The sequence below is a fragment of the Bradyrhizobium canariense genome, assembly GCF_900105125.1.
Taxonomy (GTDB): domain Bacteria; phylum Pseudomonadota; class Alphaproteobacteria; order Rhizobiales; family Xanthobacteraceae; genus Bradyrhizobium; species Bradyrhizobium canariense_A.
Map to the genome: position 1 here is coordinate 4,434,012 of NZ_LT629750.1, position 23,107 is coordinate 4,457,118.

Annotated in this window: 18 protein-coding genes; 4 read left to right on the top strand and 14 right to left on the bottom strand. The window is 60.7% G+C overall.

The window, feature by feature from the left end; genetic code table 11:
* Positions 1–52: 52 nt before the first annotated feature.
* The 4 genes from BLV09_RS21135 to BLV09_RS21150 form a co-directional block, all read right to left on the bottom strand.
* Positions 53–709 (bottom strand): SDR family NAD(P)-dependent oxidoreductase, encoded by a 657-nt coding sequence (locus tag BLV09_RS21135; protein ID WP_146688750.1) that lies wholly within the window; start codon positions 707–709, stop codon positions 53–55.
* Between the two features lie 512 nt (positions 710–1,221).
* On the bottom strand, positions 1,222–2,754 hold the full coding sequence (locus BLV09_RS21140; RefSeq protein ID WP_283806780.1) for an acyl-CoA synthetase: 1,533 nt from the start codon (positions 2,752–2,754) through the stop codon (positions 1,222–1,224).
* A 21-nt stretch (positions 2,755–2,775) separates the two neighbouring features.
* Entirely contained in the window at positions 2,776–3,960 is a 1,185-nt protein-coding gene (locus BLV09_RS21145; RefSeq protein WP_146688751.1) for an ABC transporter substrate-binding protein, read from the bottom strand.
* A gap of 48 nt (positions 3,961–4,008) precedes the next feature.
* Complete coding sequence (locus BLV09_RS21150) at positions 4,009–4,983, bottom strand: NAD(P)H-dependent flavin oxidoreductase (RefSeq protein ID WP_146688752.1); 975 nt, start codon at positions 4,981–4,983, stop codon at positions 4,009–4,011.
* Between the two features lie 153 nt (positions 4,984–5,136).
* Between BLV09_RS21150 and BLV09_RS21155 the strand changes: the two genes are divergently transcribed.
* Positions 5,137–6,024 carry a LysR family transcriptional regulator gene (locus BLV09_RS21155; protein ID WP_100384319.1) on the top strand — a complete coding sequence of 296 codons (888 nt, stop codon included), beginning with the start codon at positions 5,137–5,139 and terminating at the stop codon, positions 6,022–6,024.
* 74 nt (positions 6,025–6,098) lie between these two features.
* Here the strand turns inward: BLV09_RS21155 and BLV09_RS21160 are convergent, their stop codons facing one another.
* From BLV09_RS21160 to BLV09_RS21185, 6 genes are all read right to left on the bottom strand, one after another.
* Complete coding sequence (locus tag BLV09_RS21160; RefSeq protein ID WP_146688753.1) at positions 6,099–7,079, bottom strand: quinone oxidoreductase family protein; 981 nt, start codon at positions 7,077–7,079, stop codon at positions 6,099–6,101.
* Between the two features lie 151 nt (positions 7,080–7,230).
* Positions 7,231–8,124 carry an alpha/beta fold hydrolase gene (locus BLV09_RS21165; RefSeq protein ID WP_146688754.1) on the bottom strand — a complete coding sequence of 298 codons (894 nt, stop codon included), beginning with the start codon at positions 8,122–8,124 and terminating at the stop codon, positions 7,231–7,233.
* Positions 8,125–8,184: 60 nt separating this feature from the next.
* The gene (locus BLV09_RS21170; protein ID WP_146688755.1) at positions 8,185–9,048 is read right to left on the bottom strand and encodes a type 1 glutamine amidotransferase domain-containing protein; all 864 of its coding nucleotides are present in this window, start codon (positions 9,046–9,048) and stop codon (positions 8,185–8,187) included.
* 160 nt (positions 9,049–9,208) lie between these two features.
* A complete protein-coding gene (locus BLV09_RS21175; RefSeq protein ID WP_146688756.1) occupies positions 9,209–12,304 on the bottom strand; it encodes an efflux RND transporter permease subunit in 3,096 nt (1,031 codons plus the stop codon).
* Positions 12,301–13,392 carry an efflux RND transporter periplasmic adaptor subunit gene (locus tag BLV09_RS21180; RefSeq protein ID WP_146688757.1) on the bottom strand — a complete coding sequence of 364 codons (1,092 nt, stop codon included), beginning with the start codon at positions 13,390–13,392 and terminating at the stop codon, positions 12,301–12,303. The genes BLV09_RS21175 and BLV09_RS21180 overlap by 4 nt, the downstream gene beginning before the upstream one ends.
* Complete coding sequence (locus tag BLV09_RS21185; RefSeq protein ID WP_244548772.1) at positions 13,389–14,978, bottom strand: efflux RND transporter periplasmic adaptor subunit; 1,590 nt, start codon at positions 14,976–14,978, stop codon at positions 13,389–13,391. The genes BLV09_RS21180 and BLV09_RS21185 overlap by 4 nt, the downstream gene beginning before the upstream one ends.
* Before the next feature lie 217 nt (positions 14,979–15,195).
* On the opposite strand from BLV09_RS21185, the gene BLV09_RS21190 reads away from it, so the two are divergent.
* The 3 genes from BLV09_RS21190 (at position 15,196) to BLV09_RS21200 (ending at position 18,818) form a co-directional block, all read left to right on the top strand.
* Positions 15,196–16,170 (top strand): helix-turn-helix domain-containing protein, encoded by a 975-nt coding sequence (locus BLV09_RS21190; protein ID WP_146688758.1) that lies wholly within the window; start codon positions 15,196–15,198, stop codon positions 16,168–16,170.
* A 317-nt stretch (positions 16,171–16,487) separates the two neighbouring features.
* Complete coding sequence (locus BLV09_RS21195; RefSeq protein ID WP_146688759.1) at positions 16,488–17,522, top strand: DUF4331 family protein; 1,035 nt, start codon at positions 16,488–16,490, stop codon at positions 17,520–17,522.
* 192 nt (positions 17,523–17,714) lie between these two features.
* The gene (locus BLV09_RS21200; protein WP_146688760.1) at positions 17,715–18,818 is read left to right on the top strand and encodes an alpha/beta hydrolase; all 1,104 of its coding nucleotides are present in this window, start codon (positions 17,715–17,717) and stop codon (positions 18,816–18,818) included.
* 315 nt (positions 18,819–19,133) lie between these two features.
* Here the strand turns inward: BLV09_RS21200 and BLV09_RS21205 are convergent, their stop codons facing one another.
* The 4 genes from BLV09_RS21205 to BLV09_RS21225 form a co-directional block, all read right to left on the bottom strand.
* Positions 19,134–20,486 carry a tyrosine-type recombinase/integrase gene (locus BLV09_RS21205; RefSeq protein WP_146688761.1) on the bottom strand — a complete coding sequence of 451 codons (1,353 nt, stop codon included), beginning with the start codon at positions 20,484–20,486 and terminating at the stop codon, positions 19,134–19,136.
* Between the two features lie 508 nt (positions 20,487–20,994).
* Positions 20,995–21,204 carry a hypothetical protein gene (locus BLV09_RS21210; RefSeq protein ID WP_244548773.1) on the bottom strand — a complete coding sequence of 70 codons (210 nt, stop codon included), beginning with the start codon at positions 21,202–21,204 and terminating at the stop codon, positions 20,995–20,997.
* A gap of 573 nt (positions 21,205–21,777) precedes the next feature.
* Positions 21,778–22,509 (bottom strand): sulfite exporter TauE/SafE family protein, encoded by a 732-nt coding sequence (locus BLV09_RS21220; RefSeq protein WP_146688763.1) that lies wholly within the window; start codon positions 22,507–22,509, stop codon positions 21,778–21,780.
* A gap of 90 nt (positions 22,510–22,599) precedes the next feature.
* Positions 22,600–22,878, bottom strand: coding sequence for a hypothetical protein (locus BLV09_RS21225; RefSeq protein ID WP_146688764.1), 279 nt, complete (start codon positions 22,876–22,878; stop codon positions 22,600–22,602).
* Positions 22,879–23,107: the final 229 nt, after the last annotated feature.

Sequence of the window (23,107 nt, forward strand, 5' to 3'; positions counted from 1 at the left end):
GTCGAAATACAAATGCAACTGTAGTTGCTAAGACGGATCGCAGAAGTCATTCTCAGCCGGCGGGCGTATATATGGTCTCCACCTGCCACGAACCGGCAGGCTGGCTGTGCAGTTGCCAGAACTGTTCGGCGACGGCATTGGCGTCTTTGCTGTTCCTGACGAGGCCTGCGACGGTAACGGTCGCGACGTGGACGCCTTTTTCCCGGAACGGCTCGAAGATGCCTTGCGCCAGCGCGCGAATACCTGCCTTACCGATGCTCAGAGAGAGAAAATCCGGGTGCGGCTGAACGCCGAAACCGCCGCCCGTGAGCAGGATGGAGCCTGAGCCGCGTGCAATCATGCGGGGCGCCGCAGCCTGCGCAGCGACCATTGCGCCACCAATATTAACGGCGAGATCATAGTTGAACGTATCGCGCGGCTGATCTGCCAACGTGGCCTTTCGCAGCGAGGCTGCATTGAAGTGCAGAACATCTATTCCGGCGAACTCGCTTTCAACCTGCGATACGAGCGCTGCGACGCTCGACGGTTCAGCCGCATCGACCGTCCGTACGCCGACCTTATGGCCCTTCGCCTCGAGCTGCCCCGCAAGCTCTTTTGTCTTGGTCTCGTTCCGAGCGCTCAAGATGACCCGGAATCCTTCGCCGGCAAACCGCTCGGCTGTTGCCAGACCCATACCCGGACCAGTGCCAATGCTAAGAAACGTCTTCATGATCTACCTCCTCGACAATGGGATAACCCCACGTGTTCACCTTCGGTCGACGCCAAGAAGCGCTCGAGATGCGACGCTCAACTCGACCAGTGTCTGTTGACCAGCAATCTCCTGTGCGCCTAACCGAAATGCTGCGCTGCATCTATTCAAATCCCACGCGTGGTATTTCAAAATCTTGCTTTTTTGAACGTCGCCTTCGCACCGCATTCCTCCGCCTCGGACGTGCAATCGATCGCACATGCCCACCTCGTTTTTTACAGATTCTTGCTTTTCCGTTCCCTTCCACAGGAAAGCGGTCTCGACTAGCTGGCCGAGTCGCAAGCGCAACCATTGCCGGCTTGCCACCTCAGCATGTCGTTGCGGGCGACGACGAAGTTGGTGGACTGCATTGGCTGGATCCCTGCTCATCACGTGGCCCGCGACCTTTGTCCGGTTCGATGACCGCTTTGCAACGGCGGATGCTGTTTAAGGCGTTGTTCGTTTCAACCGCTGTTAAATGTGCGAAGCCTCATTTACGTCGCCGCGCGCAGGCCGCCTTCGGCATGGAGATCGCGCAGCTTGCGTTTGAAGATCTTGCCGCTGGCCTCGCGCGGCAGTGCGTCGAGAAACTGAATGTCCTTCGGCACCTTGAAGTTGGCGAGCCGGCCGCGCAGAAAGGTCTGCACCGCGCGAGACGTCAACGTCGCATTGGCTTCGGGCTCGATGCAGGCGAACAGCCGCTCGCCGAACTCGTCGTCGGGGATGCCGAACACCGCGCAGTCGCGCACGCCGTCCATGCCGATCAGCGCGTTCTCGATCTCCGCCGGATAGATGTTGACGCCGCCTGAGATCACCATGTCGCGCTTGCGGTCGCACAGGAACAGATAGCCGTCCGCATCGAGATAGCCGATGTCGCCGACGCTGATGAGGCCATCACGTCCGGCCTCGGCGCGCGCCTCGGCGTTGCCGTGATAGTCGAAATCCGATATCGCGACCTGGCGCATGAAGATTTCGCCGGGTTCGTTGACGTCGCACAATTCGCCGTCGGGACGGAAGATTTTCACGATACCGCCTTCGATGGCGCGGCCGACGGTGCCGGGTTTTGCCAATGCCTCTTCAGCGGAGTGCCACACTGGAATGCCGGTTTCGGTCGAGCCGAAATATTCGTGAACGACAGGGCCCCACCAGTCGATCATGGCGCGCTTGACCTGCGGCGGGCAAGGCGCAGCCCCATGCACGATGAAGCGCAGCGACGACAGAGCGTAACGGCGCTTCACCTCATCCGGTAGCCGCAGCAGGCGAACAAACATCGTCGGCACCATGTGCATGTGGGTGACGCGGTGGCGCGCGATCAGGTGCAGCATATCCTCGGGGTCGAAGCGGGGCTCCAGCACGATGGTGCAGCCGTTGCGGAACGCCAGCATGCCATAGGAATTCGGCGCCGAATGGTACATTGGGCCGTTCATCAGGATGACCTGGCTGTCGCCGGCCTTGATGCCGTAGGCAATGGTGCCGACCCGCGCGGATGCCGCCTGCTGTTCGGGCTGCATCGGCTTGCGGCGCACGCCCTTGGGCAGACCAGTGGTGCCTGACGTGTAGAACATCGGCGCGCTGCCGATCGCGGGCGCCTGCGACGGGGCATGGCTGTCGCGCCAGTCGTCCCAGTCGGTCATGCCTTCGGGGACCCGCGTCAGCGGCATCGGGACGTTAAAGGCGGCGGCGATCTCCGGTGGGGTCGTCACCACGAACAGTTTTAGATGCTGGGGCAGGCCATCGCGGATCTGCGGTAATAAGTCTGCGTGGCAGACCAGGATCTCGGCGCCGCTGTCGGCGAGGATGTAGGCGACCTCTTCCGCCTTCAGATGCCAGTTGATCGGCACCACGGGGCTGCCGAGGGCGGCGGCAGCCCCGGAAACCTCGAACAACGCAAGGTCGTTACGCAGCATCATGGCGACGGGTGTGCCGCCGCCAAGGCCGAGCACCTTGAATCCGGCCGCTGCCCGCGCGATGCGGGCGTGCATCTCGGGATAGCTGATCGCGCGGTCGCCGCTGATGATCGATGTCACGTTGCTCTCCCCGGCCTTGGCTCAGCGGTCGTCCAGAATATCGCCGAATCCGACCCAGCTCTTGCCGTCGAAGCGGCGCAGCCGCAGTTGCTGGAACGGCAGATAGTCGTCGGCATCGGTCGACACCGTCATGCCCGGCAGCAGCAGCGGCAGCGGCACCTCGTGCAGCGACGCCGCCTGTTTCATGATGTTGTCGCGGCTGAAGTCGTCCTTGCACGCCGTCAGCACCTTCATCAGCAGGCTGGCATAGTGGTAGCCAGCGGCGTAGTTCGAATTGTTGAGGTCGGCGTTCGGCAGATACTGCTTCATGAAGACGAAGTACGCCTTGACGCCGGCATCGTCAGCCCATTGCATGTCCATCGGGTCCTTCAGGTTGCTCGACGAGATCAGGCCGACGGCGTTTTCGAGGCCGGCGGGCTCCAGGAACGAGATTGACGACGCCGAGGTCGGCACGAAGAACAGGTCGGGCTTCCAGTTGATCTCGGCTGCGCCCTTGATCATCTGCGAGGTGAACTTTCCGAGCACGACGCCGAACACCACGTTGGCGCCGGAGGCCTTCAGCGTGGCGAGCTGCGAATTGATGGTCGGCGCGCTGGTCTCGTAGCTTGCTTCCGCCACGATCATGGTCGCTGCCTTGTCGCCGAGCGCGCGCTTGAAGCCGGCGACATAGTCGCGGCCAAAATCGTCGTTCTGCGAGAGAATTGCGATTTTGGCGTCGGGCTTGGTCTGCAGGATATGCTTGGCATAGACCACGCCCTCGGACTGGTAGGCCGCCATGCCCGGCATGGTCCACGGAAAGTGCTTCGGGTCGGCCCATTTGGTAGCGCCGCTCAGGACGAACAGTTGCGGCACCTTCTTGCTGTTGAGATAGCGATGCACGGCGCTATTGGTCGCGGTCCCCAGCGAACCGAACATCATCAGCACTTCATCCTGTTCGACCAGTTTGCGAGTCTGCTCGACCGTCTTGGGCGGCGAGTAGGCGTCATCGAGGCTGATGAACTTGATCTTGCGGCCGTTGATGCCGCCTTCGGCGTTGACCTTCTCGAAATAGGCTTCCTGCGCCCGCCCGATGATGCCGAAGCCCGACACCGGACCGCTATAGGGCAGCGTCTGGCCGATGCGGATTTCGCCCTTGTCCTCGGCGTGTGCTGCGGCACCCGCCAGCAAGGCGAATGCGACCGTCACTATATGCCGTGAGATTTTCATCGTTGCCGTCCCTTTGTCAGATTTTTGTCTAAAGCAGTCACTCGGATTTTAAGCGCGCGCCCGCTTCAGAAATTCGCCGCTGGCGTCGGTAAATTCGGCCTTCAGGCGCTCGACCAGTTCGGAAACCGGCGGCGCGTCCGCGATCTGGCCGATGCCCTGACCCGAGCCCCAGATGTCACGCCACGCCTTGACCTTCATGTTGCCGCCGGAGCCGAAGTTCATCTTCGACTTGTCAGCGACCGGCAGGTTGTCGGGATCGAGGCCCGCGGCCACGATCGAAGGCCCGAGATAATTGCCGTGCACGCCGGTGAACAGGTTGGAATAGACGATGTCGTGTGCGGCGTGTTCGATCAGCGCGGTCTTGTAGGCCTGATCGGCGTTAGCTTCCGCGGTCGCGATGAAGCGGGTTCCGACATAGGCGAGGTCGGCGCCGAGCGCGAGTGCCGAGGCCACGCTCCAGCCGTCGGAGATCGCGCCCGACAGCAGGATGGTGCCCTTGAACCATTGCTTGACCTCACGCACCAGCGCGAACGGCGACAGCGTGCCGGCGTGGCCGCCGGCTCCGGCGCAAACCAGAATGAGTCCGTCGACGCCCTGTTCGGCGGCCTTGCGCGCGTGCTTGACGCTGATGACGTCGTGGAACACCGCGCCACCATATGAATGCGCGGCCTCGACGATTTCCTGCGGCGGGCGCAGCGAGGTGATGATGATCGGAACCTGGTGCTTCACGCAGATCTCCATGTCCTTCATCAGCCGGTCGTTGGAGGCGTGGCAGATCTGGTTGACTGCATAGGGCGCGACCTTCTTCTCCGGGTGCAGCGCCTGGTATTCGCCGAGTTCGTTCTCGATCCGGTTCAGCCATTCGCCGAGCTTCTCGACCGGGCGCGCGTTCAGCGCCGGGAACGAGCCGACGATGCCGGCCTTGCACTGGGCGATCACGAGCTCGGGCCCGGAGACGATGAACAACGGCGATCCGACCACCGGCAGTTCGAGCGTATTCACAAGCGAGGCGGGCAATGGCATGCAGTCTCTCCTGGGAGCGCGGCCCGCGACGATCCGGAACGCGTCGGTCATGTTGATTGACGCAGCGCATTATAACGCTGGACGGCACGGCCTGGGTGTCCAATATTGAACGGAAGACTATCCGGTTATGAACACCACCCGGGGGAGAAGGCGATGGACTGGGACCTCTGCAGGACCTTCGTCGCGGTAGCGGAAACCCGCAGCTTTGCCGCAGCGGCGCGCCAGCTCCGCTCCAGCCATCCGACGGTCGGCCGCAAGGTCACTGAGCTGGAAAACCAGCTCGGCATCCCCTTGTTCGCGCGCTCCAACGACGGGCTGTCGCTGACCTCGCAGGGGCGCAAGTTTCGCGAGCATGTCGAGGCGATGGCGGCCGCCGCGTTGCGCGCCGAGGCCGCGGTGTCGGCGACCGGCGCGCAGGCCCGCGGCGTCGTCAAACTGTCGATCGGGTCGACGCTGGCCTCGCACTGGCTGATGCCGCGGCTCGGACCGTTCCTGCGCGCGCACGACCATATCCAGATCGAAATCATAACCCATCCGTTTCCGGCCAGCGTGCGCCGCCGTGAGGCCGACGTCGTGCTGCGCCCGGTCGACAGCGGTGAGGAGAACCTGATCGGCCGCAGGATCGGCCGCCTCGGCACCGGCTTCTATGCCTCGCGCAGCTATGCGGCGAGGCGGCCGCTCCCCGAACGGCGCGACGAGTGGAAGGGCCACAGCGTCATCGGCTTTGCCGACCGGGCTTCGAACGAGAGGCTGGCACGCTGGAGCGATTTCATCACGCGGCAGGGATCGGTGGTGCTGCGCTGTTCGTCGCAGGGCGACATGCTGGCCGCCGCGCGGGCCGGCCTCGGGATTTCAGCGCTGTCCTGCTTCGTCGCCGCCGCCGATCCCGATCTGGTGCGCGTCGCGCCGCAAAAGCTCGTCAACGTGGCGGACCTCTGGCTCCTGGCCCATCCGGACCTCGTCGATCTCCCCGTGGTGCGCGCGGTGATCGACTTCGTCACCGCTTGTGCGCGCGAGGACCGGGTGACTTTGCGGGGGTGATTTTATCGCTAGGCATGTCCTCGCGTTTTTCCAAGACGCGGCAATAGCAGAACGCCGACCGAGCCTCCGCCACATCAGGGAACAATGATGGCCGGACCGACGGTCATCCGGCTCTGCAGTTCTTCGTGAGCCCGACGTATGTCGCGCAAGGTATAGCTCCGGCTCACTTCGGCACGCACTTTGCCGGACTTTATTGCGTCAAAGAACGCTGCTGCCGACGCCTCGTAGTCCGATGGCTTCGCGATCCAAGTCCGCAAAGTCGGCCGCGCAACTATAATTGACTTTGCGTGAAGGGCCTGCAGATCGAACATTCCGACATTGCCGGACGCGGTGCCGTAGCTGATCACCATTCCCATCGGACGTACGCAGTCCAGGGACTGGAGAAAGGCTGCCTTGCCGACGCCGTCATAGACGACCTCGACGCCCGCTCCATCGGTCAATTCCATGACGCGGCTGACAAAATCTTCACGGGTGTAGACGATCACCTCACTGCAGCCGTGTTCCTTTGCGACACTGATTTTGGCGTCGGCACCCACAGTTCCTATAACCCGCGCACCCAGAGCGCTCGCCCACTGCCCCAAGATCAATCCCATGCCGCCGGCTGCGGCGTGCACGAGGATGGTGTCGCCGGCCTTTACCCTATAGAGCCGACGCACGAGATATTCGGCCGTGAGCCCACGCAGCAGTGTGGCGGCAGCGACCTTGTCGGATATGCCCGCCGGTAAATGCAGCAATCGCGCAGCCGGAACGGTGCGCCGTTCCGCATAGGCGCCAGAATAAATATAGGCAACCATATCCCCGGGCTTGAAGTTAGCGACGCCCGGACCGACCGTTTCGACAACGCCGGCACCCTGCCCGCCTAGCACGATCGGCATTGGTTGAGACTCGTGCGGCCCCGCCTCGCCTTCGCGTTGATAAATATCCGAAAAATTCAACCCTATCGCTGTTTGCCGCATCAACACTTCCCCGGGGCCGGGTTCATGCAGATCGACTTCTTCATATTGTAACACTTCTGGGCCGCCGTGGCGGTGAATGCGAACGACTGCAGTCTTCATGGTCAGTTACTTTCAGTGCTGGCGAGGTTTGCGATCACATCGTTCACTCCGGGTTCAGGAGGAACGGGTGCGGTGTAGGTCGATTTCTGGATCGGCCCACGGAGCGTCCATTTCGTTCGCGCCTCGCTAGGCGCGCATTGCCGATTCCACCTCAAGCGGCGGAGCGGGCTGTTGATAGGGTCTCAATAAGAATTCGGGCGAATTCTTCCGGCCTCTCCAACGAAACAATGTGTCTGGCGTCCTTGAGGACAATCATCTTCGCATGCTTAATCTGAGCCCGGTTCGCTTCGCGTTCGGCCGGGCGCGACCAATCATGATAGCCATAGACCAGGGTCACCGGGACATCGATCCGAGCGTAATACGATCTCGCCGCGACGTAGCTCGCAAGGCCTTTATAGACAGCACGCGCAACGTTTGAGTAGCCCGGCCGTTTCCCGCCTTTCACCAACTCGTCGATGAAGTCCGGCGGCAAGCTCCGCGGATCGTGGAAACCGCCCTTCAAGATACCAGCGAGACTGGCCCGGCTTTCCATGGTGGCGAAAATCGGCCCGATGAGGGGTGCGCGAACGTTTTTGATAATGAAGGACGCAAGTAAGTTCGCCCGCTCGACACCTGGAAAATAGTCATAAGGATTGAACGCGACGACCTGTTTCACACGATCCCCAAGCACCGCTGCCGTCGTCAATGCCAATGTGGCGCCCATCGACTCGCCGGCCAGAGTGACGTCGCGCAAGTCGAGCCGTTCGATGAAATTAACGACATGCTCTCGCATCGCCGGTTCCCGATAGTCGGCGCCCGGAACGATTTCCGACCAGCCAAATCCCGGATAGTCGAACGCGTATACGGTGAAGTGATCGGTGAGCTTTGGGATCACCCGTTGAAACAAGTCTAGCTGGGTACGGATTGAATGCAGCAGGACCAGCGCCGGGCCTTGGCCGGCCCGCAAATAGCGGACCTTTGGACCGCCGGGGGTTAACGACAGAAACTCCGGTTTCTGATCAGGCCACCAGCGGAGCGTATAGTCGAACGCATTTTGACTAACCATGATCTTCCTCGTTCATTATGTCTGAAAGTTTGGTTGAAGGTGCTGCATCATCGTGATCGGTCACGATGCCTTCGCCTCGAGCACTTCGGCGAATGTGCGGGCAAAGCTATGGGTGTCGCCGGGCCAACGCGCCGAAACGTAATTCTCATCCCGCACCACCCAGGCGGGGCGATCATTCGTCACCGTGTCGCGCGCCGTGCCGCTCGTCTTGCGCTTGAACTCGGGGTTGCTCTCGGGAACGTCGATGAAATCCGCAGAGCTGGCGAGTGCGCGCGTGACCTCCTGCTGCACGGACATGTATCCCGCGGGTTGCCCCGTCGCCTCCGTGTAGGTGCGATAATAGTTGCGGTCCCAGAAACGCCCGACATGAGCGAGAGCACTGCCCTTGCGCTCCAGCGCCCAAGGCAGCGCCGTGGTTTTTCTTCCGTACAGCACGGACCGGCCATCGACCCGCTTGCTGCGGGCGGCCAGCAGCACGCCATGACAGATCGCGGCCACCGGCTTGTCGTCCGCGAAGAACTCGGCGGTGATCCGCTGAAGAACAGTGCTTTCGAGATATTCACGCATGCCACGCGCCCGATGCCCACCGCCGAGCAGCAGAGCGTCGAAGTCCTTTGATTCGATCCGGTCCCAGCGCATCGGGCTCTTGAAGGCTGGATCGCGCAGCATCTCGGTATAGGCATTCCGGGCGTCGGCATTGGCGCTCAGCAGGAGGCCCAGGACACGGATATTGCGGAGCACCGGGATGCCGCTCCAGGGGTCTAGTCCGATACCGGAGAGCATGATCGGGTCGCAGGCGCCCGGCTTGCCGTCGGGCGTCGCGAAAACGACCCGATGACCGTGCTGGGTCAGTATTTCCCAGCTCACCGCGACTTCCGTGGGGTCGAAATCGCGGCTGGGGATCGGGAGTAGAACGCAGCTCATGACAAGAGTCCTTTCGATGGGAGACGGTTGGCCACCCGTGGCTCGATATCGAGCGCTCGCGCTACAAGACACGGCACGACGTCGACCTCGCGGCGCTGCGCCATCTCCCGGCGACGTTGCATGCCGTTGCGCGCGCCATCTTTTGCTCGTGTTGTCCAATTCAAGAACGTTCTTCGGCTAATCCATTCAGACGCGGCGCACCGACGGCCCCTGCGGAATCAGATACAGGCCTTATCCCGTAGGCTGCGACATAGAGCGCCGGCAAAAAGATCAATGTCAGCATGGTGCCAACCAGGATGCCGCCGATCATGGCGTAGGCCATCGGTCCCCAGAAGATCTCCCGGGCTATCGGAACCATACCGAGACTGGCCGCCGCGGCCGTGAGAAGAATCGGCCGGACACGGTGACACGTCGCTTCGACGACCGCGTCCCAAGGCGCCCGGCCCTCATGGATATATTCGTCGATCTGGGTCACGAGGATCACGGAATTACGAATGATGATACCGATGAGCGCCAAAACGCCGAGCAGCGCGACGAAGCCGAGCGGTGCGCCGAATGAGAGCAACGCCGCGACCACGCCAATGATGCCGAGCGGCGCAACACTGACGACCAGTGCGAGCTTGCTGAAGCTCTGCAATTGAGCCATCAAAAGAAATGCCATGACGAGAAGCATGACCGGCACTACGTCAGCTATGGGTCCCTGAGACTTGGCGCTTTCTTCGACCGCTCCCCCGGTCGCGAGGCTGAACCCTGCGGGAAGAGCCGCGGCGAAAGCGCTGATTGACGGCTGCAGTTGATCGACAATGGTGGCCGGTTGCGTATCGTCGATGATGTTTGCGCGGACGGTGATCGTCGGCAGCCGATCACGGCGCCAGACGATCGGTTGCTCGATATCATAAGCAATGCGCGCGAAAGCGAGCAAAGGTACAATTCGGCCATTGGCGAGACCGACCTGCAGCGTCTGAAGGGTATCGAGCGAATGGCGGTCGGCGGACTGAGCACGGCCGATGATGTTGACGAGATAGATTGAGTCGCGCACCTGAGTAATGATCGAGCCGCCCACGACACCGTTGAGGAAGTTGGCAATATCCTGCGACGTGATGCCGAGCGCTCGTGCCTTATCTTGCAGGATTTCGACGCGCAGAACTTCACCCGGCTCGTTCCAGTCGAATGTCGGAACGTCGACGTGCGGATTGCTGGCTACGACGCTGCCTAGGCTCAAAGCCCGCTGGCGGACGGACTGCAGATCCGGTCCGCTGAGTCGATACTGGATCGGACGCCCGACCGGTGGACCAAGGTCCAACGTGTGGACGAAAACGTCGATGCCGACGAAGCGGTCGCGAGCGAATTGCTTTAGCCTCGGGATGATGCGGTTGCGCGCTTCGAGCGATCTCGCCTTGATGACGAACTGGCCAAAGAACGCGTTATCGAGCTGCTGATCGAGCGGAAGATAGAAGCGGATCGCGCCTTGCCCGACATAGGAGCTCCATTGCGCAACATCAGGATCGTTTTTCAGTCGTTCCTCGAACCGGATCATCTGGCGGTTCGTCTCATCGATCGAGCTGGTCTGGGGTAGTGTCATGTCAACCAGGATTTCGGGCCGATCGGAGGATGGAAAGAACTGTTGTTGCACGTAGCGCGCACCGACAACCGCAAGACCGAGCGCAACCAGTGTTGTGCCGATCGTGATCCAGCGCCAGCCCATGGCGGCGACGAGCATGGTCCGGAACAGCCCCATCAGACGCCGTGGTCGCGCGTCATGCTGCCGCAAGGTTGACGGCAGCATGACAACCCCGATGAGCGGCGCGAACAGAACCGCCACGATCCACGAGATGAGGAGTGCGATCGCAATGACGACGAAAAGGCTGAAGGTATATTCGCCGGCCGCACTGGCATTGAATCCGATCGGCAGAAAGCCGGCGATCGTGACCAGCGTACCTGTCAGCATCGGGAAAGCGGTGGACGTGTAGGCAAACGTCGCTGCGGCGGCCTTCGATTCTCCCGCTTCCAGCCGGGCCACCATCATTTCGACGGTGATCATGGCGTCGTCGACAAGCAAACCCAGTGCAATGATGAGCGCGCCGAGCGAGATGCGCTGCAGCGATATCCCCCATACGTAGAGAATGACAAACGTTACGGCCAGAACGAGAGGGATCGAAATTGCAACCACGAGGCCGGCCCGCATGCCCAGACTCAAGATGCTGACCAGAAGGACGATTGCGATCGCCTCGAGGAACGCTTCGGTAAAGCCGCCAACAGCCTTTGCGACGACACCAGGCTGGTCGGAAACGAGATGCATGCCGACGCCGATTGGCAGCATCGCTTCGATCTCTCGCATCTTCGTTTTTAGCGCATCGCCGAACTTGAGGAGGTTACCGCCCTTTCGCATCGCTATCGCAAGGCCTATCGCCGGCTGGCCGTTGAAGCGGAACGCGGGCTGCGACGGGTCAACGTAGCCTCGGCGGATATCGGCAACGTCTGACAGCCTGAAGAACTGGTCGTTGATGCGAAGGTTGATCGCCTTCAGGCTCTCCTGTGAAACGAATTGGCCGTCTATTCGTACGGACACCTGTTCTGCGCCCGCTTGGATGACCCCCGAAGGAGAGACCGCATTCTGCGCCCGCAAAGTCCTTATGAGAGAAACGATATCGATTTTGAGCCCAGCGAGCTTGCGCGCCGAGATATCGAGATAGATCGCCTCATCCTGAGTTCCGATGATCTCGGTCTTGCCAATGTCGTTGACATGCAGCACGGCGGTGCGCACTCCTTCGACGTAGTCGCGCAGCTGCCGTTCCGACAGGCCGTCCGAAGTGAAGGCATAGACGTTTCCGAAGACGTCGCCGAATTGGTCGTTGAAACCGATACTTTGCAGGGTATCCGGAAAAGTGCCCCGGATGTCGTTGATGTGCTTGCGTACTTGATAAAACAGGTCGGGTAGCTTCTTCGGGTCGGTCGTGTCCCTGAACTGCACGAATACCGTCGCCTTGCCCGGAACGGTGTAGCTGCGCGTGTAGTCCAGCGAATCGATCTGCTGGATTTCCTTTTCAAGGCGGTCGGTGACCTGATCGAGGGTGTCGTCGATGCTTGCGCCCGGCCATACGGCGACGACCACCATGGTCTTGACCGCAAAGGATGGATCTTCCTCGCGACCGAGTTTGCGATAGGCCAACGCGCCCGCAATGACGGAAGCGATCATTAGAAATAAGACAAAAGCGCGGTGACCAAGCGCCCACTCCGACAGATTGAAGCGGGTCATAGCGATGCTCCCCGATTCGGCCGGGCGGCCTCGCCGGCGACTGCTTCGCCGGAGTGGAGGCTGTGCACGCCTACGATGACCACTTTGTCGCCGGCCTCGAGTCCGGAGCTAACTGTAGCCATTTCGTCTTGACTGCTCGCGACGCGGACGGTTCGTGATGCGACGCTGCGACCGTCCGCAGAAAGCACCCATACGTATTGCTCGACGCCACGACGTAGCACTGCGGCGGCTGGCACGAGAATTTTCGGAGGTGTTGCGTGGTCCGCTGTCACGGTTATCGTGGAGCCCAACCGAAAAGCGGGGTCCGGGTTGACGAGGGTCAAGAGAACACGATGCGAACGAGTTTGCGGGTCGGCGAGCGGATCGAGCTCGCGCACGCGGGCCTTCGCTGTAATCTCCGGTGATGCCTCGAGCCGTACGTTGCACACCATTCCGGGCATGACGTGGCCTATCAGCTCGTCGGGGATATCAACGGCAGCCTCGCGTGTGTCCTCGCGGGCGATCGTCACCACCGCCTGGCCATCCTCGACGAACTGCCCGACCTCGGCCGACCACGCGGTAACGACGCCGTCGAAATTGGCATGCAGCTCCGTATAGCCAATTTGCTCTTGCGCGATGCGTATTGCGGCTCTGGCTTGGTCAAGCCGTGCTTTCGCAGTGTCTCGGGCGGCGATAGCGCTATCCAGCGCAGCTCGGCTGGAGCTGCCGCTGGCGCTGAGGGTGGTCTGCCGTTCTGTATTGCCTTCTGCATTCGTGAGCTGCGCATCGGCATCAGCCACATTGGCCTTGGCGCGTGCGAGTGCGAACTGCGGAATGGTCGGGTCAAGCGCCGCGAGCCGCTGTCCGTTTTTGACGATATCCCCAACATAGACGTCACGCGCGACGATGCGGCCCGAGGCCCGGAAGCCCAGCTGGGTGCGATAGCGAGGTTCGACCGTGCCGGTGAACGGCCCGAAGGTTTCGGTCGCGATCGGCGCAACAGTGATCGTCAGGACCGGACGCGGTGGCATTGGCGGTGTTTTCTCATCACTGCAGGCGGCCAGACCGATAGCAGCCGAGAGGAACAAGCCGAGGCGCAGGGACGTCATGGGGCCTGCTCTTCGGCACCGAGAAGGACGACCTGCCCGGGACGCAGAAACTGGATGCCGGCGGTCACGACGGAGTCACCGGACGCGACACCCTCCGACAGAACGAGCTGTTCGCCGGCGTAACGATCGATCTTGATGACCCTTGGACTGACGGTCCGGGATTTCGAATCGAACAGCCAGACAGCCGGCTCGCCGTCCCAGCGGAACAACGCGCTGCGCGGGATCACGATCGCCGGACGCGGCCTAAATGCGCCGATACCGACGACGATCGCGCCGAGCGACATTTGCGGCGGAACGCTGTCCAGTCCAACCTTCAGTTTTACCGTTCCCGACGAGGGGTCGATCGTGGGCGAGATTTCGCGCACGGTTCCGGTCACCACGACGCTCGGATCGGCCTGGAGAAATACCTGCACGTTCGGGCTTGGTGGATCGGTCAGCAGGGCTTCGAAAACGTCGAATACGGCATCGCGCGGCCCGCCTTGAGCGATCGTGAAGACTGTCTGGCCGGCTTGAACAACCTGGCCGGTCTCGGCGTTGCGCGCCGTAATAATTCCGGCTACGCCGGCCGTGAGTTCGGCGTAGCCGAGTTGCTCCTCGGCGATACCAACGGCAGCCTTGGCCGATTCGACTGCGGCCTGCTGCGTTCGTAATCCTTGCTGCGCTTCGTCATATGTTTGGCGAGTAGTAAAGCCGGTCTTCAAGAGTTCCGTTTGCCGATCGAACGTGGCACTGGCTTGTATCAGCAGGGCTTGTGCCGAACTGAGTCCAGCCCTGGCAGAGTCAAGATTGGCTTGCTGCACCTGAGGATCAAGCCGCGCCAAGACTTGGTCTGCCGTGATGTGGTCGCCGACCTCCACGAGGCGCTGCTCGATCTTGCCGCTGATTCGAAAGGCTATGTTGGTCGAGAATCTCGGCTCCAGTGAGCCCGTCAGCGAAACCTTTGGCGCATACTGTTGCGACTTGACGAGCTTAACTACGACCTGAACGCGACGCGATTCGGAAGGCCGCGCTGGATCCGTCTCAACGGCCTGTGAATGAGCCATCGCCGGCATAGCCGCCAGAGCCAGGCCAAGTCCGAGAGCAAAACGCAATCGTCCCCGACACGCCTGACCGATCGTTCCGTCGGGCTCGGTCGGCTGATCGTGGCTACCGATAGCTGTGAAGCTGTGGTGAAACCGTCGACCACCGCCGATAATTTCGCCGGGGGAAAGTTGCTCTCCAACAAAATCGCCTGGTGGTGAATTGACGGTCAGAGCATTCTCCATCGGTGGCAACTCGGCTACAGCTTCGGCCATCCAAGCGTTGGCGACCTCTGTGCACCTAAGCGAAATGCTGAAGCGGGTCTTTTGAAATCCCACGCCTGGTATTTCAAAATCTTGCTTTTTTGAACGTGGCCTTCGACAGGACCGCGCCGCATTCCTCCGCCTCGGACGTGCAATCGCACATGCGCGCCGCGGTTTTTTACAGATTCTTGCTTTTTCCGCTCCCTTCCACGGGAAGGCGGTCTCGACCCGCAGGCCGAGTCGCAAGCGCGACCGTTGCCGGCTTGCCACCTCAGCAATCAAATCCAGCGATGGCTCGAACACCCGCGAGGTGTTCCCGTCCGGCAATTCCTCACCAGAACGCCGACGCTGTTCCTCGACAGGGACATCGCCGTCGCTGTACGAGCCGGGCCGGCCAAACAACCAGCAAAGGATCGTTCTTTGAAATCTTGGTCTGGGGGCCTTCAGTTCGATGAAGAATAACTATCTACGATAGGGGCACGCGTTAGCAAGCAATGCGTTGTGCAGAGGTGGTTGTCACATGCCGAACTACTCGTCGATCGATTACGATAATATGCTTGCAGCAGGCAGGCAGGGTCTCAGTTTCTGTAGCCCCGCAGTGTCGGATTTTACGCCGCGCTACCTCGAGAGCGATGTCATGGCGCCCGTCCGGACGATCGGTGTAGGTGCGAACAGCTCTTTGAAGGCGACATTCTGGCATTCCACGGTCGAGCAATGTGATCATAACGGCGACCCCGACTTCGTCTGCATCGCATTGAATACGGGCGGCGGACCCATCTGGCGCAACAACGAGACGATACCGAGCCAGGTTGGATCTGTGGCCATGCAACCCTTCGAGGGAGCGCGCTGGCGATTCGAGCATCCTGTCAGCTTCGTCCAGCTATATGTGCCTTTCACTCTCCTCCAAACCGTCTCGGAGAGCATCTTCAACCGGGAGCTTGCTCACGACAAGCTGCGGATGCCGTCTGGCGTTGGAGGCGATAGACTATGCGGTGCCGCGCGGTCCGTTCGATATGCACTATCGTTGATCGAGCCGACAAACCTCATTCTCGATAGCTGGGCGCTGATCCTGTCGGAGATCCTGGTGCGCCAGTTCTCAAGCCATAGCGACAAGCATCCTCGCACTTCATTCGGAAAGATTCCCGCTCTCGGCGTCGCACGCGTGGTTGATTATATCGAAGCCAGTATTGATCGAGATCTTGATTTGGCCTCGCTTGCAAGCGTCGCCTCAATGAGCGTCTATCATTTCGCGCGCCGGTTCAGGGAGACGATTGGTATGAGCCCTCACGCTTACGTTCTGTGCCGCCGAATTCGCCGTGCGCAAGAGATGCTTAATCGTGGCCGAAGCAGTCTCACGCAGGTGTCCGCGGCCTGCGGCTTCTCTAGTCAGGCGCACCTTACAACGGTGTTTCGCCGTAGCCTCGGCGTAACACCAGGCGAATACCGGCGGACGATATTGCATGGTCGGCTTAGGTCGTCTCTTGATGACCGATGAGGCTCGTTTCGATTGGACGCTGCTTGCCAATCGACAGTTGAAAGTTCTCGTCTTTGCGCGAACGGATTGTGGTCCGAGCAAATGACCGTCTCGCCTTGAAAGGCGCCCGAGACAAGTCAATCGAAGCGCTGGACTACGCCAAGAAATCGGGCCTCGTTCCGATCTGCGGGCGCGCCCCCGACAAGATCGTGCGAATTCTGGATTCTGCGTTGGGATTCGAAATCTCGAGGGCGGCGGCCGGTAGAGGCTCGGGCCAAAGCAATCCGCGCCGGGCCGCCAAGCTCGGCCGACACGGCGCGTATGACAAAGGAGGCAATATGTCCCACCACCTCGATTCGCCGCTTGCCCGCCAGGATATAAGGCTCGACATCACAGACCTTTATCTGTTCCGGGGCGAGATCGGCACGGTGTTCGTGATCAATGTCTGTCACTCGATCGCCGGCCCCGTTGCCGCCCCGGGCTATCATCCCGAAGGCATGTACGAGTTCAAGATCGATCGCGACGGCGACGCCGTCGAGGATGTGACCTATCGCATCACGTTCGACGCGCGCGACGCGCAGGGCAACCAGGCCTTTGTCCTGCGCTGCCTTCGGGGGGCGGAGGCCGCCGATCCCGCTGCCCCGGGAAGCGTCATTGCGCGAGGAACGACCGGCGCGACGGCCACCACATCCGAGGACGTGCGCATCTGGGCCGGCCAGGCCGGCGATCCGTTCTGGATAGAACCGGATGTGCTTCACGCCGTCGGTCATGCCTTCCAGGACGGCACCATAGTCGATCTCACCGGATGGGATCCGGCCCGTGCCAGGAACCTGTTCGCCGGCCACACGGTCTATTCCATCGTGCTGGAGGTGCCGGATGCCGCGCTGCTCGTGGATGCGCCCGGCCGCCGCCGGATCGGCGTCTGGGCCGTCGCGACGCTCGCCACCGATGCGGGGGGATGGCGCCCGATCAACCGGGTCGGGCTGCCGATGATCCATCCGCTGTTTACGCAGTACAACGAGGATCTCGGCAACCGGCTCAATGCCGGCTGCCCCGCCGACGACTTCGCCACCTATGGCGAAGCCGTCGCCCAAGCGATCGCCGCCATGGTGGCCGCGACCGGAACAGCCGAGAGCCCGCGCGCGTATGCCGAGATGGTGGTCCAGCGCCTCTTCCCGAACATTCTTCCCTACGTCGTCGGAACGCCGGCGGTGTTCGGCTTCGCCGAATGGAACGGCCGCTCGCTCACGGACAACGCCCCTGACGTGATGTTCTCGATCGCGGCGAACGCGCCGGTCCGGCTCGGTATCGGCAAGGAGTCCGTCACATCCAAGCCGACGTCGACCTTCCCATACGTGCCAAAACCGGCCTGAGCGGCTGAACGTTCTCTGCAATTACAGACTTGCTCGCGAGCAAGCGAAGCCCGGTTTCTCAGGACGAGGCGCCTCCGGCCGAATTGACGTGCAAACACTAAAAATTCCTCGCCTTAATCGAAATACCGATTCCGACCGGACAGCTACATTGGCCTCGCATCGCCAACAATGACTGTCCAGAAGGAGTCTGCAATGGTTCGACTGAAGCATCTGTTGATCGGGACGTGCGTGCTGCACGCCCTGACGCCGACCAGCGCGTTTGCCCAGGATGAGGGCAAGGCCACCATCCCGTTCAAGCCGAAGGCCTGCACCGAACGCGTGACCCCGGCGACGTCGGACGTCGCCGACGATCCCGACATCGGACCCGCGGTCCGCCAATTCCTGGTCAAGCTCGACAAGAACTCTTCGCCGTTCTGGAAGCTGCCGCAGCCCAAGCCGCAGGACACTCTAACGGCGCTGCAGAACGAGACCAAGGTCGACATGTCCGGCGTGACCACGACCGAACAGTCGCTCACGGTCGACGGCCGCGACGTCAAGCTGTTCGTCATGAAGCCCGACCACGTCGAGGGGCGTCCCGGCGTAATACTCTTCTTGCACGGCGGCGTATGGATCGTCGGCAATTTCGACAACCATAAGCGTCTGGTCCGCGACATCGTCGTCGAATCCGGACAACCAGCGGTCTTCCTGCAATACAGCAGCCTGCCGGAGGCGAGATACCCGGTCCAGATGAACCAGGCCTACGCCGCCCTCGAATGGACCGCCAAGCATGCGGAGGAGTTCGGCGCCGATCCCAGCCGCATAGCCGTCGTCGGCAATTCGGTCGGCGGCGACATGACGGCGGCGCTCACTCTGATGGCCAAGGATCGCAATGGGCCGAAGATCAGCTACCAGGCGCTGCTGTGGCCGGCGACCGATGCGGGCGTCGATACCTGCTCCTACGAGAAGTTCGCGAACGATCGCTTCCTCACCCGCGCCTTTATGAAGTACGGCTGGGATCTCTACGCGACGACCAAGGCCGAACGGGACAATCCCTATGTCTCGCCGCTACGGGCCAGCCTCGACCACCTCAACGGACTTCCGCCCGCTCTGGTGATCACCGACGAGAACGACGTGCTGCGTGACGAAGGCGAGGCCTATGCGCATCGTCTTCAGGATGCGGGCGTACCCACGGTCTCCACGCGCTACGACGGCACCATCCATGACTTCGGCGTGCTGAATGCGATTGCGGATCTGCCGACGACCCGGGCGGCCATCCGCCAGGTCGCGGACGGCATCCGCAGTCACATCGGCCACTGAGACCGCAGGATAGCAGCGCGAGGCGGATGTATCCGCTTCGCGCTTCTGATCTAACATGGACTGGGAGATCTTCACGCAGTGGTCGTCCTCTGAGTTCACCCACGCTCACGATGAGCGCGGGTATCTCCTCCCGGCGTAAAGTCGCCATTCAGTCGAGTTTCGTGTCCCATCAAAGAAAAAATATTTAGGTATTTCAATAATATAAGAGCTATCGAATAGCGATATAATTTGGTCTCGCCCCATCGCAAAGCTCTATGAGTGCCCGCTTTGCGCCCATGAGCGGCCGCTCCACAAACAGTACATTGCGACTCGGGATTATGCAGCCAAGCGACGCTCCTCTTCGCCCTCCTCCGGCTCGTCGCCTGACGCCCTTTTCAGGAAGCGGGCAAGGGTGGCCTTTCGTGAATCGCGATCCAGCGCGTAGGCGGTCTGCTTGAACTCAATGCCGTCGAGGAGCCCTTGAATGTAGCCGGAGATCGTGTCCGCAGCCATGATGAGCGCGGTGTCAAGCGTATGGATGTACTTGCTGGTCACCGAACCTTTGGCATGACCGACCAGAGCCGCGATGGTGACCTCGGTAAAGCCGGGGTCGTTGCTCGCGAAGCTATGACGTAGGACATGCGGTGTCACATCCGACAGGGGGGAGTCCTCGAAGATGTGCTTCCAATGGCTCCGGAAGCTGCCGAACGCGTTGTCCTCACACTGACCCGGGAAAACGTATGTGCCAACATCGTCAGTACGCCGTCGCTCGAGATATTCGACGACAGGCAGCCCAATGGGACAGATGGATTCACCCTCCTTACTGTCCTCCAACCGCAGGCAGCTCGCCTCGGTATCCGCCTCCGTCCATTTCAAGCCGATCATCTCGCTTCGCCGGGAGCCGGTCGGTGCAATTTGACGGACAACGTCTACGATCATGGCGTATTTCTCCTGCTTGGCGGCCGCGCGGAGCATCCCACCCAAAATTCGATACTCCGCCTCTGACAGTCGACGCTTTCGCACGTTGTCCTTTGGCTTGCGGATGCCATGTGCCGGGTTGCTCTCGATGATCCCTGCCTCGACGGCGTAGGTAAGAATGCCGCCGAGAAGACCAACGGTACGCGTGGCCGTTCCAGCGCCGCCTCGGACGATGGCCTTTCCGCGCAGCTTCTTGATCTTGACCGAAACCCGCGTTTTTCCGGCCATGATGTCCTTGAGGACCTTGTTGATGTCAGTCTTCGCCAGATCCTTGACCCGCCGGATCTCTATGAGGGGAATGATGTGACGCTCGATACGGCCAGTATCGGTGACGATCGTTGAGGCCTTCTTCGGTCGCCCTCCCTTTCCCAGGATGAGGCCGGCCTGGAGGTCGGCGAGATGGCGGGCGCACAGTTCCTTCACGGTGATCGCCTTGTGATCGAGCTGGCGATCTTCGACGGGATCATCACCCCCAGCGACGCGCCCCAATTGCACCCTTGCCTCTCGGCGTGCAGTCTCTGGTGCCCAGGCTCCGTGAAGCCCAATTGTGTATCGACGAGACCGACCTCTCGTTCGATACTGGATGACGTAGCCGCGCTTTCCAGAACTAAAAACCCGGAGTCCAAAGCCCGGCAGTTCGTCGTCCCAGATTAGGTAGTCCTTCTCTCGGGCATCCGCCGCCTCGACAACCCTCTTCGTGATCTTGACCATGACGTTCCTTCGTTCCGGGCGCGATCTCCCAAGTAAGCAACGCGTAAGCAGGCGGGAGAAAATCGGTGCGGGTTTTCGGATAGGAAAGTCGCTGTTGTTGTCGAGAATATCCAGTTGCTTTAGGTGGATAGCGTAGCATAGCGTGCCCTATCGCATTTTTCGGATGGGTACGTTATCTTGCTCCGAAGGCAAAGGTCCCACGTTCGAGTCGTGTCGGGTGCACCCCTCCATAATCTCAATGGCTTAATCAATGCGTCTGCTGTGAGTGAAATTGAGACCCACTTTAAAATTTCGTGGGGCAGTCCGGCGAGCGACCGTGACGCGATTTGCACCAGTCACTGGGGAGGGCTGCGCCTGCAGCCCAGCTCAAGTACTACGAAAAGGCCTGCAGCACGTTGGGCGAAGTTGCTCCACAGCAAAACGAAATGACCGATGCCCCCGCCTGCAGGACGACCGGTCATCGTAAAGGCTCGGTAATATCTAAGCCGATCCCGCCGTCACCCCAAGATCAGATGGTTGGAGAGACCTGAGCGGAGCGCAAGGTTGCGTACGGCCAACTGCCGCCTGACACATCGTCCAGCGAGCTGTCGCTGAGTGCATCAGACGTCGAGATTTGGGATGCTTTGCTCTGAGCGCTGTCCTTGAGGTTTTCGCCAGGCACGGCGTCCCCTTGATTATTCGCATCCTGCGTATTGGTCATTTCAATCTCCAGTTTCATCAATGCCAAGCGTTATACCCGGCGTTCGAACTTTGCGCTCAACTCCCTCTTTATTTACCGTCCACTCACGCGAATGCTCGAGACGAAATTCGCCCAATGACCAAGCTTCATATCTTTATCTCCGTCGCTGGGCGATACGGCAGATGTCGTATTTCGTCGTCGGTGAGGGGCTAATGTCGAAAGGCCCTGCGCCGCCGCCGCAGGTGGCGGCGTGGTGTGAGATCAGCGCCGAGATACAATCTCAACCGTGGCCGGGTGATCGCCAATCTGGGGCGGCTACACATCCTTTTAGCAACCAATATTGATTGATTCCTTGCCGCCAACACAGGCCGCCACGATCGCCTCGCGCGATCCCTCGCCGGATTCTGCAATTGCACGAATTCCTCGAAGACCGTTGCTTGCTGATCTGCGGGGATGCCAGGGCCGGTATCCCAGATCTGGATTTCCACCGAAGCGCCGCGCCTGCGGCAGCCGAGCAGAACTCGGCGACCTCATCGTATGAAAAGGCTACTCTCGCGCTCTCAGATGATGTTCAGCCCGAAACCACTCACACCTTTCCACGAAGACCCCCTTCTAGATCACAAGGCAAAGTCCCGAAAACAGCAACAAGCCCAGGATAATTCGTTTGAAGGCCGATTCGTTGATCCGTCCGAACAGGACGATACCTACAGCCGTTCCAGCAGCTAAGGCGGGCAGAGAAATGCCAAAGTCGATCAAAACCTGCAGCGAGAGGCTGTGGTGCGAAAGCATGAGAGCGAGCGCGAAAAGCTGCATGACCCCGATGTAGGGTTGAACCAGGCCGCGCTGCTGAGTTTTCGGGAGACCATGGATGTCGCACCAGATCGCAGGAAGTGCGCCGGGCATCGCGGTCAACCCGCCGACCAGCCCCCCACCAAACCCTACCAGCGCGTTCCTGCTTCGGCTGTCCATCTGACGCAAGTAAGCAGCCGTTGGCCGCAACAAGGCATATGCCGCGTAAAGCGATACGAGCGTTCCAAAACCTAGCCTGAAAATCGCCGTATCCACATTCTGCAGGAGATAGATCGCGATCGGAATGCCTAACAGTCCACCAGCGATGAAAACGAGGCTGGTTTTCCATTGCATGCTCTTGCGTAGCGCAAACAGATTGGCCGCTTGTACGGTGATGCTGCAAGCCATCATCAATGGCACAGCTTCTATCGGCGGAAAAACGTGCAGCAGGATAGCGCCGGCGACCGCCGAGAACGCAAACCCGGAAAGGCCGGAAACGAGCGCGCCGGCAAAAACTGCCCCGCTCAGCACCAAATAAACCGCTATGTCTGACATGGCAGCGCGTCCTCTAGAACGTTGATCGTCGTCGATGGCGGGACAGCGTGGGGTCGTCCGAACTCACTCAAGTGACAACAATCAATCCATTTAGTCGCCGTGGATCGCCGTTGTTGCCGTTTCGATGGGTCGGATACTCGGCGCGTGATGCAGCATGTATCCTCCGACGACGTGCAAAATGCCGAAGCCAGCCAGGACAGCGATTGCCCGCGCCTTGAGAGGTGGCGATGGTCGCCGGGCGTGGGAACTATCGGTAATTGCCATATCCAAATTGCTTTCTTGTACGCGTTCGGAAAATTCCACTGCCACTTTGAAAGCGCACTCCTTCGCAATCAAATAGCCCCGTTGATGGCGCACTGCTGCGACCAACTGCCGAACTCAGGATCGACTGCTGTTCAAGCGTGTCCAGTTGGGGTGAAAGATATCGCTGGGTTCATTCGCAAGCGATACGGCAGATATCGTATTTCGCCGTCAGTTAAGGAGGCTAATGTCGAAAGGCCCCGCGCCGCCGCAGGTGGTGGAGCCGAGGGAGATCAGCGCCGAGACACAATCTCAACCGTGGCCGGGATGATCGCCGACCTGTGGGCAGCTACACATT

Bases quoted from the DNA above. Each gene is read 5' to 3' on its own strand.
- BLV09_RS21135 (WP_146688750.1), bottom strand. From the start codon at position 709: ATGAAGACGTTTCTTAGCATTGGCACTGGTCCGGGTATGGGTCTGGCA.
- BLV09_RS21145 (WP_146688751.1), bottom strand. From the start codon at position 3,960: ATGAAAATCTCACGGCATATAGTGACGGTCGCATTCGCCTTGCTGGCG.
- BLV09_RS21150 (WP_146688752.1), bottom strand. From the start codon at position 4,983: ATGCCATTGCCCGCCTCGCTTGTGAATACGCTCGAACTGCCGGTGGTC.
- BLV09_RS21155 (WP_100384319.1), top strand. From the start codon at position 5,137: ATGGACTGGGACCTCTGCAGGACCTTCGTCGCGGTAGCGGAAACCCGC.
- BLV09_RS21160 (WP_146688753.1), bottom strand. From the start codon at position 7,079: ATGAAGACTGCAGTCGTTCGCATTCACCGCCACGGCGGCCCAGAAGTG.
- BLV09_RS21165 (WP_146688754.1), bottom strand. From the start codon at position 8,124: ATGGTTAGTCAAAATGCGTTCGACTATACGCTCCGCTGGTGGCCTGAT.
- BLV09_RS21170 (WP_146688755.1), bottom strand. From the start codon at position 9,048: ATGAGCTGCGTTCTACTCCCGATCCCCAGCCGCGATTTCGACCCCACG.
- BLV09_RS21175 (WP_146688756.1), bottom strand. From the start codon at position 12,304: ATGACCCGCTTCAATCTGTCGGAGTGGGCGCTTGGTCACCGCGCTTTT.
- BLV09_RS21180 (WP_146688757.1), bottom strand. From the start codon at position 13,392: ATGACGTCCCTGCGCCTCGGCTTGTTCCTCTCGGCTGCTATCGGTCTG.
- BLV09_RS21190 (WP_146688758.1), top strand. From the start codon at position 15,196: ATGCCGAACTACTCGTCGATCGATTACGATAATATGCTTGCAGCAGGC.
- BLV09_RS21195 (WP_146688759.1), top strand. From the start codon at position 16,488: ATGTCCCACCACCTCGATTCGCCGCTTGCCCGCCAGGATATAAGGCTC.
- BLV09_RS21200 (WP_146688760.1), top strand. From the start codon at position 17,715: ATGGTTCGACTGAAGCATCTGTTGATCGGGACGTGCGTGCTGCACGCC.
- BLV09_RS21205 (WP_146688761.1), bottom strand. From the start codon at position 20,486: ATGGTCAAGATCACGAAGAGGGTTGTCGAGGCGGCGGATGCCCGAGAG.
- BLV09_RS21210 (WP_244548773.1), bottom strand. From the start codon at position 21,204: ATGAAACTGGAGATTGAAATGACCAATACGCAGGATGCGAATAATCAA.
- BLV09_RS21220 (WP_146688763.1), bottom strand. From the start codon at position 22,509: ATGTCAGACATAGCGGTTTATTTGGTGCTGAGCGGGGCAGTTTTTGCC.